Origin of the sequence: Micromonospora sp. NPDC050495, assembly GCF_040655175.1 — a bacterium.
In the GTDB taxonomy this organism is placed as follows: Bacteria; Actinomycetota; Actinomycetes; order Mycobacteriales; family Micromonosporaceae; genus Micromonospora.
Window position 1 is genome coordinate 1 of the sequence record NZ_JBFAJK010000023.1, and the last position, 18122, is coordinate 18122.

The 18122-nt window shown below is 72.2% G+C and carries 13 protein-coding genes; 8 read left to right on the plus strand and 5 right to left on the minus strand.

The window, feature by feature from the left end:
- Window positions 1–613, minus strand: a 613-nt coding sequence (locus tag AB0I11_RS21485) for an MBL fold metallo-hydrolase (RefSeq protein WP_357323077.1), incomplete at its 3' end; no start/stop codon positions are given.
- A gap of 7 nt (window positions 614–620) precedes the next feature.
- Window positions 621–1337, minus strand: a complete 717-nt coding sequence (locus AB0I11_RS21490) for a maleylpyruvate isomerase family mycothiol-dependent enzyme (RefSeq protein WP_357323080.1) — start codon at window positions 1335–1337, stop codon at window positions 621–623.
- A gap of 230 nt (window positions 1338–1567) precedes the next feature.
- Between AB0I11_RS21490 and rsgA the strand changes: the two genes are divergently transcribed.
- The 3 genes from rsgA (at window position 1568) to AB0I11_RS21505 (ending at window position 6632) form a co-directional block, all read left to right on the plus strand.
- Window positions 1568–2647, plus strand: coding sequence for a ribosome small subunit-dependent GTPase A (gene rsgA / locus AB0I11_RS21495; protein ID WP_357323083.1), 1080 nt, complete (start codon window positions 1568–1570; stop codon window positions 2645–2647).
- A 208-nt stretch (window positions 2648–2855) separates the two neighbouring features.
- Window positions 2856–5801, plus strand: a complete 2946-nt coding sequence (uvrA, locus tag AB0I11_RS21500; RefSeq protein WP_357323086.1) for an excinuclease ABC subunit UvrA — start codon at window positions 2856–2858, stop codon at window positions 5799–5801.
- A 339-nt stretch (window positions 5802–6140) separates the two neighbouring features.
- On the plus strand, window positions 6141–6632 hold the full coding sequence (locus AB0I11_RS21505) for a Rieske (2Fe-2S) protein (RefSeq protein WP_357323089.1): 492 nt from the start codon (window positions 6141–6143) through the stop codon (window positions 6630–6632).
- 62 nt (window positions 6633–6694) lie between these two features.
- Here the strand turns inward: AB0I11_RS21505 and AB0I11_RS21510 are convergent, their stop codons facing one another.
- Together AB0I11_RS21510 and AB0I11_RS21515 are read right to left on the minus strand one after the other, a co-directional pair.
- Window positions 6695–8614 carry a M91 family zinc metallopeptidase gene (locus tag AB0I11_RS21510; protein WP_357323092.1) on the minus strand — a complete coding sequence of 640 codons (1920 nt, stop codon included), beginning with the start codon at window positions 8612–8614 and terminating at the stop codon, window positions 6695–6697.
- 1 nt (window position 8615) lies between these two features.
- The gene (locus AB0I11_RS21515; protein ID WP_357323095.1) at window positions 8616–8936 is read right to left on the minus strand and encodes a hypothetical protein; all 321 of its coding nucleotides are present in this window, start codon (window positions 8934–8936) and stop codon (window positions 8616–8618) included.
- A gap of 150 nt (window positions 8937–9086) precedes the next feature.
- Between AB0I11_RS21515 and uvrC the strand changes: the two genes are divergently transcribed.
- Both uvrC and AB0I11_RS21525 read left to right on the plus strand, forming a co-directional pair.
- The gene (gene uvrC, locus AB0I11_RS21520; RefSeq protein ID WP_357323098.1) at window positions 9087–11027 is read left to right on the plus strand and encodes an excinuclease ABC subunit UvrC; all 1941 of its coding nucleotides are present in this window, start codon (window positions 9087–9089) and stop codon (window positions 11025–11027) included.
- Window positions 11028–12228: 1201 nt separating this feature from the next.
- A complete protein-coding gene (locus AB0I11_RS21525) occupies window positions 12229–12879 on the plus strand; it encodes a C39 family peptidase (protein WP_357323101.1) in 651 nt (216 codons plus the stop codon).
- 86 nt (window positions 12880–12965) lie between these two features.
- On the opposite strand, the gene recQ is transcribed toward AB0I11_RS21525, so the two are convergent.
- Window positions 12966–14807, minus strand: a complete 1842-nt coding sequence (gene recQ, locus AB0I11_RS21530; RefSeq protein WP_357323104.1) for a DNA helicase RecQ — start codon at window positions 14805–14807, stop codon at window positions 12966–12968.
- A 100-nt stretch (window positions 14808–14907) separates the two neighbouring features.
- Between recQ and AB0I11_RS21535 the strand changes: the two genes are divergently transcribed.
- Genes AB0I11_RS21535 through AB0I11_RS21545 form a run of 3 tightly spaced genes read left to right on the plus strand, consistent with a single transcriptional unit; the run spans window position 14908 to window position 18100 of the window.
- Window positions 14908–15546 (plus strand): TetR family transcriptional regulator, encoded by a 639-nt coding sequence (locus tag AB0I11_RS21535; protein ID WP_357323107.1) that lies wholly within the window; start codon window positions 14908–14910, stop codon window positions 15544–15546.
- Complete coding sequence (locus AB0I11_RS21540) at window positions 15543–16493, plus strand: ABC transporter ATP-binding protein (protein WP_357323111.1); 951 nt, start codon at window positions 15543–15545, stop codon at window positions 16491–16493. The genes AB0I11_RS21535 and AB0I11_RS21540 overlap by 4 nt, the downstream gene beginning before the upstream one ends.
- Window positions 16490–18100 (plus strand): hypothetical protein, encoded by a 1611-nt coding sequence (locus AB0I11_RS21545; RefSeq protein ID WP_357323114.1) that lies wholly within the window; start codon window positions 16490–16492, stop codon window positions 18098–18100. The genes AB0I11_RS21540 and AB0I11_RS21545 overlap by 4 nt, the downstream gene beginning before the upstream one ends.
- The last annotated feature ends 22 nt before the right edge of the window (window positions 18101–18122 follow it).

Sequence of the window (18122 nt, forward strand, 5' to 3'; positions counted from 1 at the left end):
GACCCCGTGATGGACGCCAGCGACCCGCAGCAGTGGAACGCGTACGGCTACAGCAACAACAACCCGGGCACCTACAGCGACCCGACCGGCCTGAATGGCCGAACCGCTCCGGGTCCTGGTTGGTGTTCCCCACCCCGCCGGGAAAAAGTGAGTCGCCGGTCCACAGGTGCGGCACGCCGGACGGGTCGCGGTAGAGCAGCGCGATCGAGCCCGGGGTGTGCCCCCGCAGGTGGATCACCTCCAGGGCGCAGGAGCCGACCGGCACGGTGTCCCCCTCGCGCAGCGGGGCGGCCTCGATCGGCAGGCCCTCGGCGTCCTCGGCGCCCACCAGCGGGCGGGCGCCGGTCTTCGCCACCACCTCCTCCAGCGCCACCCAGTGGTCCATGTGCTGGTGGGTGGTGACCACGCTGGCCAGTCCACCGTCGCCGATCAGCTCGAGCAGCCGCGGCGCCTCGTTGGCGGCGTCGATCAGCACCTGCTCGCCGGTCTCCCGGCAGCGCAGCAGGTACGCGTTGTTGTCCATCGGCCCCACCGAAACCTTGGTGATGGTGAGCCGGTCGAGGTCGCGGACGTCCGGCGTGCCGCCGGGCGTGACGTCTCCGGTGTAGGTCATGCGGCTTCTATATCCATTCCGGTGGGATCGGCAGGGGACCGTCGGGCGTGACGGTGAGCACCTCGCCGGCGCTGCGCCCGGTCAGCCAGGCGGCGAGTTCCGGCGCGGGGCCGGTGATCGTGGGCGCCCCCTCGGGGTCACCCACGACGAGTTCGGACCGGACGCCGTCGAAGCGCAGCACCATGGCCGGCGCCGCCGGGTTGCCGGCCAGGCCGGTGGCCACCTCGTGCAGCAACCGCTGGGCGAACGCGTCCGGCCAGTCCGCCGGCCGGTAGCCGGCGGCGAGGTCCACGTGGTGCACCTCGATCTCCCGCAGCCGCCCCCAGACCAGCATCGCGGCCGGCCACGGGCCGCGCCGGGTCTGCACCGTGGCCGCCCACGCCTCGACCGGCATGGCCGCCACCGCCGCGGTGAACCGCTCGGCGCTGTGCCGCAGGTCGGCCAGCAGGTCGGCGGCCGGCCGCCCCGACCCGGTCTCGATGTCGGCGGAGCGGGCCTGTGGGCTGGCGTACATCGGGATCGGCTCGCCGGTGCGCGCGGCGGTGAGCAGGTTGACGAAGCCGTCGGCGTTGCGGGCCAGGTGGGTCAGCACGTGGCCGCGGGTCCAGCCCGGCAGCAGGGACGCGGCGGCGACGTCCGCCGGGCCGAAACCGGACACGGTACGCAGCAGCCGCGCCATGGCCTCGTCCAGCTCGCCGGTCAGCAGGAGGGGATCGCTGGTCACGAAACGACCCTAGCGGTACGGCCTGGCAACGTCGCCGGGGAAATAGCTTTCGGCGCGCCGGCGCGCCCCCTACCGTCTGGTCGACGGCTTCGGTCGCGGCGCTGGTTCGGACGCGCCGGGTCGGTGTCGTCGCCGGACACGGCAGCCGGGAGTCGGAGGGGAGGTGGTGAGCATGCCGGTCGCAGCACCCGTGTTCCGCCCTGAACCCCCTCGACACCGATGAGGACACCATGACACTGGATCTGACCGCCCTCGGCTGGGACGCCGACCGGGCGGCCCACGTACCGCGGCACGCCGACCGCCGGCCGGGCCGGGTGGCCCGCGTCGACCGTGGCGTCTGCACCGTGCTCTGCCCGGACGGCCCGGTCCGGGCCAGCCTGGGCGGGGCTGTGCTGGCCGCCGCCGCCCGCGACCTGACCGCGCTGCCCTGCGCCGGCGACTGGGTGCTGCTCGCCACCTGGCCGGACGGGCCGGTGACGGTCGAGACGGTGCTGCCCCGGCGTACCGCCCTGATCCGGCGCACCGCCGGCAAGGACGCCAGCGGGCAGGTGCTCGCCGCCAACCTCGACGCCGCCGCGGTGGTCGAGCCGGTGCACCCCGCGCCGGACGCCGAGCGGATCGAGCGACTGCTCTCCCTGGCCCACGAGTCCGGGGCCGAGCCGCTGCTCGTGCTCACCAAGGCGGACCTGGCCGCCGACCCGGCGGCGGTGGCCCGGCAACTCACCGCGCTCGCCCCCGGGGTGCCGGTGCTGCCGGTCAGCGCCGAGCGGGGCACCGGGCTGGACCCGCTGCGCCGCCACGTCGCCCCGGGGCGGACGCTCGGGCTGCTCGGGCCCTCCGGCGCGGGCAAGTCGAGCCTGGTCAACGCCCTGGCCGGGGCGGACGTGATGCGTACCCAGGCGATCCGCCGCTCCGACGGCAAGGGCCGGCACACCACCACCTGGCGGGCCCTGGTGCCGATCCCCGGCGGCGGCGCGGTGCTGGACACCCCCGGCGTACGGGCCGTCGGCCTGCTCGACGGCACGGCCGGTCTGGACCGGGCCTTCGCGGACATCGCCGAGCTGGCCAGCGGCTGCCGGTACGCCGACTGCGCGCACGACGCCGAGCCGGCGTGCGCGGTGCGCGCCGCGCTGGACAGCGGGGAGCTGCCGCCCCGGCGCTGGGAGAGCTGGCGCCGGCTGCAGCGCGAGGTGGCCTACGAGAGCGGCCGCCGGGAGGCCCGGCTCGCGGCCGAGCGGCGGGGCGGCTGGCGGGGTGGCCGGCGGCGGACGGGGCGTCCGACGGCACCGCCGGCGCCGGGCGGATTCTGACCGGAGGACGGCGGCGGTCGGGTGGGGCGAGCGCGCCCCGCCCGACCGAGCTGACCTGGGGGAATGTGCGCGCGCGGAAACTTGTCATACCTCGGGGCTAGAGTTGCCCGGGCGTCTTCCGTGCGCCTCGACAACCCTCGAAAACCGCTCAGACCACGCTCCGAGCGGACAGATCCGCCTCCATTCTTTCTCCGGGAGCACAGGCACTGTGGCCGACCGACTGATCATCCGTGGCGCGCGCGAGCACAACCTGCGTGACGTCAGTCTCGACCTGCCCCGGGACGCCCTGATCGTCTTCACCGGGCTCTCCGGTTCGGGCAAGTCGAGCCTGGCGTTCGACACCATCTTCGCCGAGGGCCAGCGGCGCTACGTCGAGTCGCTGTCCTCGTACGCCCGGCAGTTCCTCGGCCAGATGGACAAGCCCGACGTCGACTTCATCGAGGGCCTCAGCCCCGCGGTCTCCATCGACCAGAAGTCCACCTCGCGCAACCCGCGCTCCACCGTCGGCACCATCACCGAGGTCTACGACTACCTCCGGCTGCTCTTCGCCCGCGTCGGCGAGCCGCACTGCCCGATCTGCGGCGAGCGGATCTCCAAGCAGAGCCCGCAGCAGATCGTCGACCGGGTGCTCGCGATGGCCGAGGGCACCCGGTTCATGGTGCTCGCCCCGGTGGTGCGCGGCCGCAAGGGCGAGTACGTCGACCTCTTCGCCGAACTCCAGGCCAAGGGCTACGCGCGGGCCCGGGTCGACGGCGTGGTGCACCCGCTGACCGAGCCGCCGAAGCTCAAGAAGCAGGAGAAGCACACCATCGAGGTGGTGATCGACCGGCTCAGCGTCAAGCCCGGCGCCAAGCGGCGGCTGACCGACTCGGTCGAGGCCGCGCTCGGTCTCTCCGGCGGCATCGTGCTGCTCGACTTCGTCGACCTGGCCGAGGACGACCCGGACCGGGAGCGCCGCTACTCCGAGCACCTGGCCTGCCCCAACGACCACCCGCTCGCGATCGAGGACCTGGAGCCCCGGGTCTTCTCCTTCAACGCCCCGTACGGCGCCTGCCCCGAGTGCACCGGCCTGGGCACCAAGAAGGAGGTCGACCCGGAGCTGGTCATCCCGGACCCGGAGCGGACCCTGCGCGAGGGCGCCATCCAGCCCTGGGCCACCGGGCACAACCTGGAATACTTCCTGCGCCTGCTGGAGGCCCTCGGCGAGGCCGAGCACTTCGACGTGGACACCCCGTGGCGGGCGTTGCCGTCGCGGGCACAGAAGACGATCCTGCACGGCTCCGACGACCAGGTGCACGTCCGCTACCGCAACAAGTACGGCCGCGAGCGCTCCTACTACACGGGCTTCGAGGGCGTGATGCAGTGGATCGAGCGCCGGCACGGCGACACCGAGTCGGAGTGGTCGCGGGACAAGTACGAGGGCTACATGCGCGACGTGCCCTGCGCGGCCTGCGGTGGCGCCCGGCTCAAGCCGGAGGTGCTCGCGGTCACCCTGGCCGGCAAGAGCATCGCCGAGGTCTGCAACCTCTCCGTCGGCGAGGCGGCCGACCTGCTCGCCGGCATCGAGCTGACCGACCGGCAGAAGATGATCGCCGAGCGGGTGCTCAAGGAGATCAACGCCCGGCTGAAGTTCCTGCTCGACGTCGGGCTGGACTACCTCTCCCTGGACCGGCCGGCGGGCACCCTCTCCGGCGGCGAGGCGCAGCGCATCCGGCTCGCCACCCAGATCGGCTCCGGCCTGGTCGGGGTGCTCTACGTGCTGGACGAGCCGTCGATCGGCCTGCACCAGCGGGACAACCACCGGCTGATCGAGACGCTGCTGCGGCTGCGCGGGCTCGGCAACACCCTGATCGTGGTCGAGCACGACGAGGACACCATCCGGGTCGCCGACTGGATCGTCGACATCGGCCCCGGCGCCGGCGAGCACGGCGGCAAGATCGTGCACAGCGGGTCGGTGCCGGCGCTGCTGGAGAACGAGGAGTCGGTCACCGGGGCGTACCTGTCGGGGCGCCGGCAGATCCCGACGCCGGCCGTCCGCCGGCCGCAGACCGCGGAACGGGAGCTGGTGGTGCACGGGGCGCGCGAGCACAACCTGCGCAACCTCACCGTCAGCTTCCCGCTGGGCCAGCTCATCGCGGTCACCGGGGTCAGCGGCTCCGGCAAGTCGACCCTGGTCAACGACATCCTCTACGCGGTGCTCGCCAACCAGATCAACGGCGCCCGGCTGGTCCCCGGCCGGCACACCCGGATCACCGGCCTGGAGAACGTGGACAAGGTCGTCGGCGTGGACCAGTCGCCGATCGGCCGCACGCCCCGGTCGAACCCGGCCACCTACACCGGCGTCTGGGACCACGTCCGCAAGCTCTTCGCCGAGACCACCGAGGCCAAGGTCCGGGGGTACGGTCCGGGCCGGTTCTCCTTCAACGTCAAGGGTGGCCGCTGCGAGGCGTGCTCCGGTGACGGCACCATCAAGATCGAGATGAACTTCCTGCCCGACGTCTACGTGCCGTGCGAGGTGTGCAAGGGCGCCCGGTACAACCGGGAGACCCTGGAGGTGCACTACAAGGGCCGCACGGTCGCCGAGGTGCTGGACATGCCGATCGAGGAGGCCGCCGAGTTCTTCTCCGCGATCCCGGCCATCCACCGGCACCTCAAGACGCTGGTCGACGTGGGCCTCGGCTACGTCCGTCTCGGCCAACCCGCCCCGACCCTCTCCGGCGGTGAGGCGCAGCGCGTCAAGCTCGCCTCCGAGCTGCAGAAGCGGTCCACCGGCCGGACCGTCTACGTGCTCGACGAGCCGACCACCGGCCTGCACTTCGAGGACATCCGCAAGCTGCTCATGGTCCTCGAGGGTCTGGTCGACAAGGGCAACACGGTGATCACCATCGAGCACAACCTCGACGTGATCAAGTCGGCCGACTGGATCATCGACATGGGTCCGGAGGGTGGCCACCGGGGCGGCACCGTGCTCGCCACCGGCACGCCGGAGGAGGTCGCCGAGGTGCCGGAGAGCCACACCGGCCAGTTCCTGCGCCCGATGCTCAAGCTCGACGGCGCGGCCAAGGGCGCCGCGGCGGCCACCTCGCGGGCGGCCAAGGCCAACGGCGCCACGCGGCCGCGGGCCAGCCGCAAGGTTCCCGCCGGGGCGCGCTGACCCGGGCGTACGACGGGCGGGCCGCAGGAGCGGTCCGCCCGTGCCGCGCTCGCTTCACGCCGCGCTCGCTTCACGCCGCGCTCGCTTCACGCCGCGCTCGCTTCACGCCGCGCTCGCTCCACGCCGCGCTCGCTTCACGCCGCGCTCGCTCCACGCCGCGCTCGCTCCACGCCGCGCTCGCTTCACGCCGGCCGCAGCTCGGGGTCCACGTCGGTGCGATATCTGCTCGGATATCCCATTGGTGACGCGCCGGTATGAACCGTGCGGCACCCTGGTCCGTGTTGCGAAGCGGGGCCACGGGATCATGGCGAGTGGCGGCAGCCGAGAGAAGGGCCGGACATGAGTGACGATCAGGTGCTGACCGGACCGGGTGGCCAGACCCGGCGCACCCTGCTGGCGGGCGCCGGCGCGGTCGGGGCCGCAGTGGTGCTGGCGGGCTGTGGCGACGACGCGGGGGACACCGCCGGCGGTTCGGCGCCGACCAGCGCCGGTCCTCCCGGCGCCACCAACGCCGGCGATCCGGAGGGCGGCGAGCGGGACAGCAGCGGCCCGCTCGCCCGGACCACCGACATCCCGGTCGGCGGCGGGGCCGTGTTCGCCACCAAGGGCGTCGTGATCACCCAACCGGCGGCCGGCCAGTTCAAGGCCTTCGACCCGATCTGCACCCACCAGGGCTGTCCGGTGTCGAACGTCGACGGCGGCACGATCAACTGCACCTGCCACAACAGCCGCTTCTCGATTACCGACGGCTCGGTGAAGCAGGGCCCGGCGACCAGGCCACTGGCGCCGAAGAACATCAAGGTCACCGGGGAGCAGATCACCCTGGCCTGAGCCGTACCGCCGCGTCCCCCGTCGTGGCGGGGGACGCGCGGCGGCGGGGTGTCGAACGGGGGTCAGTCTCCGGGGGGTTCGTCGTACGGCACCGCCTCGCCGTAGACCTCCCGGTCGGGCACGCGCATCTCGGCGCGCAGTCCGTTCTCGGTGTACTCGATCGGGTGGCGGGGATCGATCTCGAAGTCGCCGTCGCCGTCCGTGTCGACAGGCAGGCCGGCGGCCTGGCGTTCCACGTTCTCCGTGCCGGCCCGGACCTCAAGGTCACCGAAGACCGGGACCGTCTGGGTGTCCGGATCGTCGGGATTCACGTAGCGTCCGTCGAGACGGGTGTCGTTGTCGAAGTCGTAGACATGCGCCATCTCATGGAACAGCACGGCCGACGGCGGCGCGCCCTCGAAGCTGTCGAAGTCGGGGTTGTACTGGATCCAGTAGTCGTCACTGTCCGTGTTCCAGTGTGCCTCGGCGCTCTGCTCGTCGAACTCCTCGATCCGGAAGCGGTCCGGGTCGCCGTGCTGGGCCCCGTCCATCTCCGCCAGCATCAGCTGCCCGTTCGGCGAGGACCGGAGCATGTCCAGGTCGTCCTGCACCCGCTCGGTGAACTCGTCCGAGCCCTCGATCTCCAGGTCGGAGGCGAGGTCGTTGGAGACGTCGACGTGGTGGACCCGCTCGGTGTCGTCGAAGGCGTCGGGCCTCTCGGTGCCGGCCGTGCCGGTCTCGGTCTGCCGCTGCCCGTACACCAGATCGCCGTCGACACCGTCGGTGCCGCCCGAGACGGTGTCGGTGCCCTGACCGGTGTAGATGGTGTCGTCGCCGGCGCCACCGGCGATCGTGTCGTTGCCGCGTCCGCCCGAGAGCACGTCGTAGCCCTGGCCGCCGTCGAGGCTGTCGTCGCCCCGGCCGCCCTCGAGATAGTCGTAGCCGTCGCCGCCGGAGAGGCGGTCGGCGCCCGACCCGCCGTAGAGGGTGTCCTCGCCCGACCCGCCGATGAGGCGGTCCTGACCGGTGAAGGTCGCCAGGTAGTCCTGACCCGCGCCGCCACTGACGTAGTCGGCACCGGCGCCGGACTCGATGGTGTCCGCGCCGTAGCCGCCGAGCACGACGTCATCGCCGGAGCCGGTGTGGATGCGGTCGTCCCCCGAGCCGCCGAGCACGGTCAGCGCGCCGACACCCTCGCCGGCCTCCACATGGTCGTCACCGGCCCCGCCGCGGACCGTCAACGCGAAGCCGTCCGGCACCGTCTCGCTCCAGAGCACGAACGACCCGGCCACGATCTCCACCCTGAGCTTGCCGGTGAACGGGTCGCGGACCACCCGGACGTCATTGTCGCCGCCGCCGGCGTTGATGATCATCCGGCCGCCGACGAAGATCACTCCGGGCCCGGGCGGCTCGTTGGGCAGTGTGAACGGGGTCGCCCCGGCGGTGAATCGCCACCATGCGTCCTTGATGGTCTCCAGGGCCGCACTGACCGCCCGCAGGTCCGCCGCCGAGTCCTGCTGCACGTCCACGGCCGGCCGGCGGATCGCCTCAGCGGCCGCGACGGCGGCACCCACGACCGCCACGCCGGCCGCATCCGTCGGGGTGAAGATGACCCCGTCGGCCGACCGGGCCACCCGCACGGCCCCGGTCAACGCCTTCCACTCCTGGTCGAGCAGCAGTTGGGCGCGGCCCAGCGCGTCCGCCAGGTCGTCGACCGCCCGGGCACCGCGCTCGGCCAGCGCGGCGAACTCCTCGAGATCCACCACCAGCTTGCGGCCATGCTCGGCGTACGCCTCCGCGACGTCGCCACTCCACCCGCTGTTGAACAGCGCGTTCGCCCCGTTCCGGGCGTCCGCCGCGCTGTCGCGAGCGGCGTGGGCGAGGCTGCGCCACGCCTTGGCCGTGGCCAGGAGCCGCTCCGGATCGGCTCCCAGTGACCACAGATCGTCCGAGACGATCGGGGCGGGCTGCGCCGATGTGACGGGTGCTCCGGGGATGGTCATGTCAACCGCCGCCGAGTAGGCCACCCATGAGCCCACCGGCGTCGTCGTCGGTCTGCTGAATCGAGAACGCGACCAGGTAGAGACGGTCGACGTCACCTTCCAGGACCGCCTGCAGCACGCCGGCGGCGGTCATCGCCGCCTCCGTCGCGGTCTGGCAGGCGGCATGGGCCGGCTCCGCGGCCAGGGTGTCGCCGAAGGCGATCAGCGGAGCCGGAAAGTGCTCCTGCGCCAGCAGCATCCCGTCGCCGAACTCCTGCGAGGCGGTGAGCATCCGCCCCGCGAAGCCGGCGACCTCTTCGGGATCGACGGCGAAACCAGCCATGCCGCAAGCTAGCAGGGGCGACCACGCATTGACCCCTGCCGTTTCACGATCCGTCAATTCTGATCGCGGACGCTCGCACGCCGGGACGCGTCCGCGGCGCTGGCCGACCTGCGCGGGCTTTTTGACACAGGCCCTGGCTAGGCTTGCGGCGTGGCTGACCCCTCGACCTACCGTCCCGCGACCGGCACCATCCCGGAGTCGCCAGGGGTCTACCGCTTCCGGGACGGCACCGGCCGGGTGATCTACGTCGGCAAGGCGCGCAACCTGCGCAGCCGGCTCAACTCCTATTTCGCCGACCCGGTCAACCTGCACCAGCGCACCCGGCAGATGGTCTTCACCGCCGAGTCGGTGGACTGGATCACCGTGGCCACCGAGGTCGAGGCGCTCCAGCAGGAATACACCTGGATCAAGCAGTACGACCCCCGGTTCAACGTCCGCTACCGTGACGACAAGTCGTACCCCTATCTCGCGGTCACCCTCGACGAGGAATACCCGCGCCTGCAGGTGATGCGCGGCGCCAAGCGCAAGGGGGTGCGCTACTTCGGGCCGTACTCCCACGCCTGGGCGATCCGCGAGACGCTGGACCTGCTGCTGCGGGTCTTCCCGGCGCGGACCTGCTCGTCCGGGGTGTTCAAGCGGGCCGGCCAGGTCGGCCGGCCCTGCCTGCTCGGTTACATCGGCAAGTGCTCCGCGCCCTGCGTCGGCAGCGTCACCGCCGAACGGCACCGGGAGATCGTCAACAGCTTCTGCGACTTCATGGCCGGCCGCACCGACACGATGGTCCGGCGGCTGGAGAAGGACATGCTGGAGGCCAGCGAGCAGCTGGAGTTCGAGCGGGCCGCCCGGCTGCGCGACGACGTGGCCGCGCTGCGGCGAGCCATGGAGAAGCAGACCGTGGTGCTCGGCGACGGCACCGACGCCGACGTGGTGGCCTTCGCCGACGACCCCCTCGAAGCCGCCGTCCAGGTCTTCCACGTCCGCGGCGGTCGGGTCCGCGGCCAGCGCGGCTGGGTGGTGGAGAAGACCGAGGAGCTGACCACCGGTGACCTGGTGCACCACTTCTGCACCCAGGTCTACGGCGGCGAGCAGGGCGAGGCCGACGTGCCCCGCGAGCTGCTCGTCCCCGAGCTGCCCGGCGACGCCGACGCGCTCGCCGACTGGCTCTCCACCCGGCGGGGCAGCCGGGTGTCCCTGCGGGTGCCGCAACGCGGCGACAAGCGCGCGCTGCTGGAGACCGTCGAGCGCAACGCCAAGGACGCGCTCGCCCGACACAAGCTCAAGCGGGCGGGCGACCTCACCACCCGCAGCCAGGCGCTCGACGAGATCGCCGAGGCGCTCGGCATGCGTACCTCGCCGCTGCGGATCGAGTGTTTCGACGTGTCCCAGATCCAGGGCACCGACGTGGTGGCCAGCATGGTCGTCTTCGAGGACGGGCTGCCCCGCAAGAGCGAATACCGGCGGTTCATCGTCCGCGGCGCCACCGACGACCTCTCCGCCATGTCCGAGGTGCTGCGCCGGCGCTTCGCCCGCTACCTCGATGCCCGCGCCGAGACCGGAGAGATCGGTGAGGAGACCGCCGGGGACCCCGACCGGCCCGGCATCGACCCGACCACCGGGCGGCCGCGCAAGTTCGCGTACCCGCCGCAGCTGGTCGTGGTCGACGGCGGCGCGCCGCAGGTGGCCGCCGCCGCGCAGGCCCTCGCCGAGCTGGGCATCGACGACGTGGCGCTCTGCGGCCTGGCCAAGCGGCTGGAGGAGGTCTGGCTGCCCGACGACGAGTTCCCGGTCATCCTGCCCCGCACCTCCGAGGCGCTCTACCTGCTGCAACGCGTACGCGACGAGGCGCACCGGTTCGCCATCACCTTCCACCGGCAGCGCCGGTCGAAGCGGATGACCGAATCGGCGCTGGACAACATCCCCGGCCTCGGCGAGGTACGCCGCAAGGCGCTGCTGCGGCACTTCGGCTCGCTCAAGCGGCTCTCCGCCGCCACCGTCGAGGAGATCACCGAGGTGCCCGGTGTGGGCCGGCGGACCGCCGAGGCGATTCTCGCCGCCCTCGACGAGTCCGGCTCGGCCAAGACCCCTTCCTGACCCGCTCCCGGCGGGCCCGCCTCGTCCGCCGGGAGTGGCCAGCCGTTCATTGCGGTTGATCCACGCCGGGATGCGGCAAACGGGGCTATCCGGCGTCGAGGAAGGGCCGGATCGCCGCAAGTGGGTGGATCGTCCTCCCATCCGATGCGATCATCCTCCCGCCTGATGCGGCACCCGGGGCCGGTGTCCTTCCGCTCGCTACTGGTCTGTTGAGCTGAACGACTCGCCGTCACGGCGGCCAGCCGGTCAGCGCGGCTGATCCACGCCGGGATGCGGCAAACGGGGCCATCCGGCGCCGAGGAAGCACCAGATCGCCGCAACTGGGTGGATCATCCTCCCGCCTGATGCGGCACCCGGGGCCGGTGTCCTTCCGCTCGCTACTGGTCTGATGACATGAACGACTCACCGCCACGGCGGCCAGCCGGTCAGCGCGGCTGATCCACGCCGGGATGCGGCAAACGGGGCCATCCGGCGTCGAGGAAGCACCAGATCGCCGCAACCGGAGTGGATCATCCCTTCCGTGCCCCGGTGTGGGTCGTTTCCGCCATCGAGGTCGGTAGTGTCCGGACCCCCGGTCCCGGGCTTCGGCACCCCCGAGCATCGCGGCGCTGCCGAACTCTCATCCCGGGCTCCGGCCGCGCCGTCTGCCCGGGTCCTCCCGGATCTGGGTGGTGGGTGGTGGTGGCCGTTGGGTGGTTTGGGGCCTGGTGTGCCGTGGTCGGGGCCACCCGCAGGGTGGAATCATGCGGGGGTCGGGGTCGTTGAACATGGCAGACCGTAGAGCAGCCCCGCCCCAGGGTGCGTGGAGCCCGGCCGGAATGATCGGCCACCGGCCGTCGTTATACCCCCGGACCGCGCAGTCCACCCCGGGTCAAGCCGAGGGGAACGATCCCCGGCCCCGGGCCGTTACATCCCCCGGACCGTGCACCACCGGTCCACCCGGTCCCAAGGCCGAGGGAATGATCCCCGGCCCCGGGTCGTTACATCCCCCTGGACCGTGCACCACCGGTCCACCCCCGGGATACCGGCAGGCCGAGGGAATCACTTCCCCGCCACCGACGGTTACACCCCGGGCACGCCCGAGCAGGTCACCCCCTGACCGCCGGGCGCATCCCCCAAAAACTTCCCCCCCTTTTTGCGCGCGGCAGCAGACACCCCCCGTGTGGCTGTCGCGTCACCCCCGATCAGAGAGGCACTCACCATGCGTACCACTCTGCTGCGTAACACCGTTCTGACCGCCGCCGGCTTCGCCGCCACCGCTGGTGGCATCGCCGGCCCCGCCATCGCCGCCCACGCCGCCCCCGCCGAGAAGACCGCGCAGGTCACCACCGACCGCAAGGGCCACGGCGAGCGCGAACTCGACGTCCGCTACGAAGCCCAGCCCAACTTCTACTACTGCGGCCCCGCCGCCACCCGCAACGCCCTGTCCGTGCTCGGCAAGAACATCGACGTCGACACCATGGCCAAGGAAATGGGCACCACCGAGAACGGCACCAACAGCATCAACGACATCACCCCCGTCCTGAACAAGGAAACCGGCAAGACCTACCGGTCGGTGGAGATCAAGGACGGCAAGGCCGACGACAAGCAGACCGACACCCTGCGCGCCGACATCGTGCGCACCGTCGACGACGGCCGCGCCGTGGTCGCCAACATCGCCGGCACCGCCACCGACACCGACGGCAACACCCACTCCTTCGAAGGCGGCCACTACATCAGCGTCGTCGGCTACCACGACAACGGGAAGACCGTCACCATCGCCGACAGCGCCAACCCCAACACCGCCTCCTACCGCATCAGCGTCGACAACCTCGCCGACTGGATCGCCACCCGCGGCTACAGCGCCTCCTGACCGGCTATCCGCTGACAGGAGCGAGCACGAAGGGCCGGCCCCCACAAGGGGTCGGCCCTTCGTCGTGTCCGCGGACGGACCCGGTCTCAGGACTCGGCGAGGATGCCGAGGATCCCGTCGCCGTACTTGGCCAGCTTGTTCTCGCCGACGCCGCTGATCCGGGACAGTTCGGCCAGCGAGGCGGGTGCCTCCGTGGCGATCTGCCGCAGGGTGGCGTCGTGGAAGATGACGTACGCCGGGACGCCCTGCTCCTTGGCGGTGGCCGCGCGCCAGGCGCGCAGCCGTTCGAACACCGACGCGGCGGCCGGGGTGAGGTCGGCGACCACGGTGGCCGCCCCGCGTGGCTTCGCCGACCGGCTGGCCGCCGGCCGCTCCGGCTCCCGCCGCAGGGTGACCGTACGGCGGCGGCCCAGCACCTCGGCGCTGGCCTCGGTGAGCGCGAGGGTGCCGTAGTCGCCCTCCACGGCGAGCAGCCCTTCGGCGAGCAGTTGCCGCACCACGCCTCGCCACTCGGCCTCCCGCAGCTCGGTGCCGATGCCGAAGGTGCTCAGCGCGTCGTGACCGTACTGGTCGATCTTGTCGGTGTGCTTGCCGAGCAGGATGTCGATGCTGTGCCCGGCGCCGAAGCGCTGGTTGCGTTCCCGGTCCAGCCGGAAGACGGTGGAGAGCAGCTTCTGGGCGGCGACCGTGCCGTCCCAGGACTCCGGCGGCTCGAGGCAGGTGTCGCAGTTGCCGCAGTTGGCCGTGCCGCCTTCGCCGAAGTATTCGAGCAGCTGCGCCCGGCGGCAGCGGACCGTCTCGCAGAGCGCCAGCATGGCGTCCAGGTGGCTGGCGAGGTTGCGCCGGTGCGCGAGGTCGCCCTCGGACGTCTCGATCATCTTGCGCTGCTGCACCACGTCCTGCAGCCCGTACGCCAGCCAGGCGGTCGACGGCAGCCCGTCGCGCCCGGCGCGGCCGGTCTCCTGGTAGTAGCCCTCCACCGACTTGGGCAGGTCGAGGTGGGCGACGAAGCGCACGTCGGGCTTGTCGATGCCCATGCCGAAGGCGATCGTGGCGACCATGACCAGCCCGTCCTCGCGCAGGAAGCGCTGCTGGTTGGTCGCCCGGGTCGCCGCGTCCAGCCCGGCGTGGTACGGCAGGGCCGGGATGCCCTGCTGGACCAGGAACTCGGCGGTCTTCTCCACCGAGGCGCGGGAGAGGCAGTAGACGATGCCGGCGTCGCCCGGGTGCTCGTCGCGCAGCAGGGCGAGCAACTGCTTGCGCGGCTCCCGCTTGGGCACGATCCGGTACTGGATGTTGGGCCGGTCGAAGCTGGCCACGAAGTGGCGGGCGTCGGTGAGTTGGAGCCGGGTGGCGATCTCGGTGCGGGTGGCCCGGGTCGCCGTGGCGGTCAGCGCGATGCGCGGCACCGCCGGCCAGCGTTCGTGCAGCATCGACAGGTTGAGGTAGTCGGGGCGGAAGTCGTGCCCCCACTGCGACACGCAGTGCGCCTCGTCGATCGCGAACAGCGCGATGCGGCCTCGCTCCAGCAGGCCGAGGGTGGCGCGTACCGCCAGCGCCTCCGGCGCCAGGTAGAGCAGGTCCAGCTCGCCGGCGAGGAAGGCGGCCTCGACCCGGCGCCGCTCGGTGAGGTCCTGCGTCGAGTTGAGGAAGCCGGCCCGGACGCCGACGGCGGTGAGCGCGTCGACCTGGTCCTGCATGAGCGCGATGAGCGGCGACACGACCACCGCGACGCCGTCGCGGACCAGCGCCGGGATCTGGTAGCAGAGCGACTTGCCGCCGCCGGTCGGCATCAGCACCAGCGCGTCGCCGCCGGCCACCACGTGCTCGACGACCTCCTGCTGGAAGCCGCGGAAGGTGTCGTAGCCGAACACCCGGTTGAGCACCCGCAGCGCGTCCTCGGTCCGCTGATCGGTGGGGGAGACCATTCGCGCAGTCTACGAGCGGGCCCGGACAACACGGCTACGACTCGTCCCCGTCGCGGGAGGGTGTTGACGACGCGCTGAACAAGCGTTTAATGTTTTGAACATGCGTTCAGCTCCTGACGATGGCGACCTCACTGGCAAGGCCAACATCCGCAACGCCGCGCTGCGCCTGTTCGCCGAGCGCGGGCATGATGCCGTCACGGTGCGGGAGATCGCTGCGGCGGCAGGGGTGTCACCCGCGCTCGTCGTGCATCACTTCGGCAGCAAGGACGGGCTGCGGGCCGCCGTGGACGGCTACGCCGCGCAGGCGTTCGACGCGCTCTTCTCGATGGACGAGCGGGACGTGGCCGAGGCGATCAGCGGGGACAGCGGCGCGTCCATCGCCGAGATGTTCGCCCGGGCCTTCCCGCACGGCTCGCCGTTGCCCGCGTACCTGCGCCGCCTGCTGCTCGTCAACGACCCGGCGGGAGCGGCGTTGTTCGGTCGCTGGCACGCCCGCACTCGCCAACTGCTCGACTCGATGACCGAGATCGGCGCCGCTCGACCGGCTGAGGACCCCGCGGTCCGGGCGGCGTTCTTCCTGGTCAATGACCTCGCACTGGTCCTGCTGCGCAACCAGATCGCCGCCGCGATCGGAGTCGATCCGCTCACCCCGGAGGGCATCGCCCGGTGGGCCAGAGAAGCCACCGCCGTCTACACGGAGGGCGCGTTCGTGACGCCGCCCGGGGAGGAAGCCTCGTGAGTCAGCCGGCCCATGTCATCCACATCCAGAACCTCACCAAGGCGTTCGGCAAGGTGCGTGCCCTCGACGGATTGGATCTCACGGTGCGGCCGGGCGAGGTGCATGGTTTTCTCGGTCCGAACGGGGCGGGCAAGTCCACCGCCATCCGCATCCTGCTCGGGCTGATGCGGGCGACCCGCGGTCACGTCGAGTTGTTCGGCGCCGACCCCTGGCGGGCGGCCGCCACGCTGCACGGGCGGCTGGCCTACGTCGCCGGGGACGTCGCGCTGTGGCCCGCCTTGACCGGCGGCCAGTGCCTCGACGTCATCGGGGCCACGCACGGCGCGGTCGACGAGACGCGCCGGGGCCGTCTGATCGAACGCTTCGAGCTCGATCCGACCAAGCGGATCCGGGATTACTCCAAGGGCAACCGTCAGAAGGTCGCCCTCGTGGCCGCGCTGGCCGCCCAGGTGGACCTACTCATCCTCGACGAGCCCACGTCCGGGCTCGATCCGCTGATGGAGCAGGTCTTCCAGCAGTGTGTGCGGGAACGGAGGAACGACGGTGTCACCGTGTTGCTCTCCAGCCACATCCTCAGCGAGGTCGAAGCGCTGGCCGACCGGGTGAGCATCATTCGCCGTGGCCGCACCGTCGCCACCGGCAGCATCGCCGACCTGGGCCGCCACGCCCGGACCTCGGTGCACGCCGTCACCGTCGAGGAGCCCGAAGACCTGGCCCACGCGGATGGGGTGGCCGACTGGGCCTGCGAACGGCTCGACGGGCAGGTCGACGTCAGGTTCACCACCGACGCCGACCACCTCGACGAGATGATCGGCAGGCTGCACGCCGCACGGATCCGCACCCTGACCGTCGCTCCGCCGAGGCTCGATGCGCTGTTCCTGCGCGCCTACGGGAACGCTCCCGACGCCCGGGAGACCGGCGAACCGCTTGCTGAGGACGCGCGATGAGCGGCCGGTACCCACCGGCGGTTCCCGGCCGGAGCGGGCTGGGCGCCATGGTGGGCATCGTCTGGCGTACGCACCGCCGCGGCATCGTGGTCTGGGTGCTCGCTCTCGCCGCGAGCATGATCGCGACAGCCGTCGCCGTCGCCGGTCTCTACGACACCCCGGCCAAGATCCACACCTATGCCGAGGCGGTCACCGCCGGCAGCGCGCTGGCCGCGCTCAACGGCCACGTCGAGGGCATCGACAGTCTGGGTGGGGTGATCCAGGACGAGTTCGGCTTCCTGGCCTCGTTCCTGCTTCCGCTGCTGGGAATCGGCCTGATCGCCGGGTCGACGCGACGCGAGGAGGAGTCGGGCCGGCTCGAGACGATCCTCGGCGGTCGGATCGCCCGGCACCAGCCCGTCCTGGCGGCCCTCGTGGTAGCGACCGCGGCGATCGTCGTCACGTCGGTCCTGTTCGCCGCCGGCCTGGTGCTCGCCGGTGTCCCGACGTCCGGCGCGATCCTCTACGGCGCGGCTCTCGGCGCGCTGGCCTTCGTGTTCGCCGGGTTCGCGGCTCTGGTGGCGCAACTCGTGCGCCACGCCCGCGGGGTGTACACGTGGAGCCTGATCGCACTCGCCGGGGCGTACGTCCTGCGCGGCGTCGGCGACACGGCTACGAGCCGGTTGACCTGGCTGTCCCCGCTCGGGTGGGCGGAGAAGACCGCGCCGTTCGGGAACCAGCGGTGGTGGGTGCTCGCCGTCCCGGCCGTTGCCGGCGTGGCCTCGGGCGGCGCGGCGGTGTGGCTGGCCGCCCGCCGGGACGTCGGCAGCGCCCTGCTGCGTGGCGGCCCGGGCCCGGCCCGAGCGACCTGGCTGCGGCGGCGGCCGATCGGCTTCGCGGTCTGGCTGCACCGCCCGGCGACGGCGGGCTGGCTGGCGGGCGCGATCCTGCTCACCGGGATGATGGGCGCGCTGGCCCGACAATTTCTCGACGCGCTGGCCGGGAATCCCGCGCTGGGCGACGCCGTGGGCATCAGCGGCCCTCGGCCGTTGGACGGCTTCATCGCCATGACCCAGCTCTACCTTGCCGTCCTCGGCGCGGGGTACGTCACCCAGGCGATCGGCACCCTGCGGGCCGAGGAAGCCGAGGGCCGCCTGGAGACCCGGCTCGCCGGCACGCTCTCCCGGACCCGCTGGCTTGCCGCCCACGGCGCGGTCGTCGCGGCCGGGCTGGTGCTCATCGTCGCCGGCTCGTCGGCGGTCCTCGCCCTGTCGACCGCCTGGTCGGTGGGCAGCACCGGCGAGACCGGCGCCGTGCTGCGGGCCGGCCTGGACTACCTGCCGGCGGAACTGGTGTTCGCCGGCCTCGCCCTGGCCGTGTTCGGCCGCTGGCCGCGCGGCTTCGCGCTCAGCTGGGCGGCGTACGCCGTGGCGACCTTCATCGCCCTCCTCGGCCCCGGCCTGAAACTCGCGCGATGGGTGCTCGACCTCGCCCCCACCACGCATGTCGGGGCACCACCGCTGGCCGATGTCGACGCCGGCAAGCTGGCCGCGCTGGCCGTCATCGCCGTCGCGCTCGCACTGGTGGGGTTCGTCGCCTTCCGCCGTCGGGGCATCCCCCACGCCTGATGCGTCGGCCATGCCTTCCGCC

What these genes read in the sequence shown, in the direction of transcription:
- AB0I11_RS21525 (WP_357323101.1), top strand. Translation starts at nt 12,229, where the DNA reads ATGCGTACCACTCTGCTGCGTAACACCGTTCTGACCGCCGCCGGCTTC.
- AB0I11_RS21545 (WP_357323114.1), top strand. Translation starts at nt 16,490, where the DNA reads ATGAGCGGCCGGTACCCACCGGCGGTTCCCGGCCGGAGCGGGCTGGGC.
- recQ (WP_357323104.1), bottom strand. Translation starts at nt 14,807, where the DNA reads ATGGTCTCCCCCACCGATCAGCGGACCGAGGACGCGCTGCGGGTGCTC.
- AB0I11_RS21505 (WP_357323089.1), top strand. Translation starts at nt 6,141, where the DNA reads ATGAGTGACGATCAGGTGCTGACCGGACCGGGTGGCCAGACCCGGCGC.
- AB0I11_RS21535 (WP_357323107.1), top strand. Translation starts at nt 14,908, where the DNA reads ATGCGTTCAGCTCCTGACGATGGCGACCTCACTGGCAAGGCCAACATC.
- AB0I11_RS21515 (WP_357323095.1), bottom strand. Translation starts at nt 8,936, where the DNA reads ATGGCTGGTTTCGCCGTCGATCCCGAAGAGGTCGCCGGCTTCGCGGGG.
- rsgA (WP_357323083.1), top strand. Translation starts at nt 1,568, where the DNA reads ATGACACTGGATCTGACCGCCCTCGGCTGGGACGCCGACCGGGCGGCC.
- AB0I11_RS21510 (WP_357323092.1), bottom strand. Translation starts at nt 8,614, where the DNA reads ATGACCATCCCCGGAGCACCCGTCACATCGGCGCAGCCCGCCCCGATC.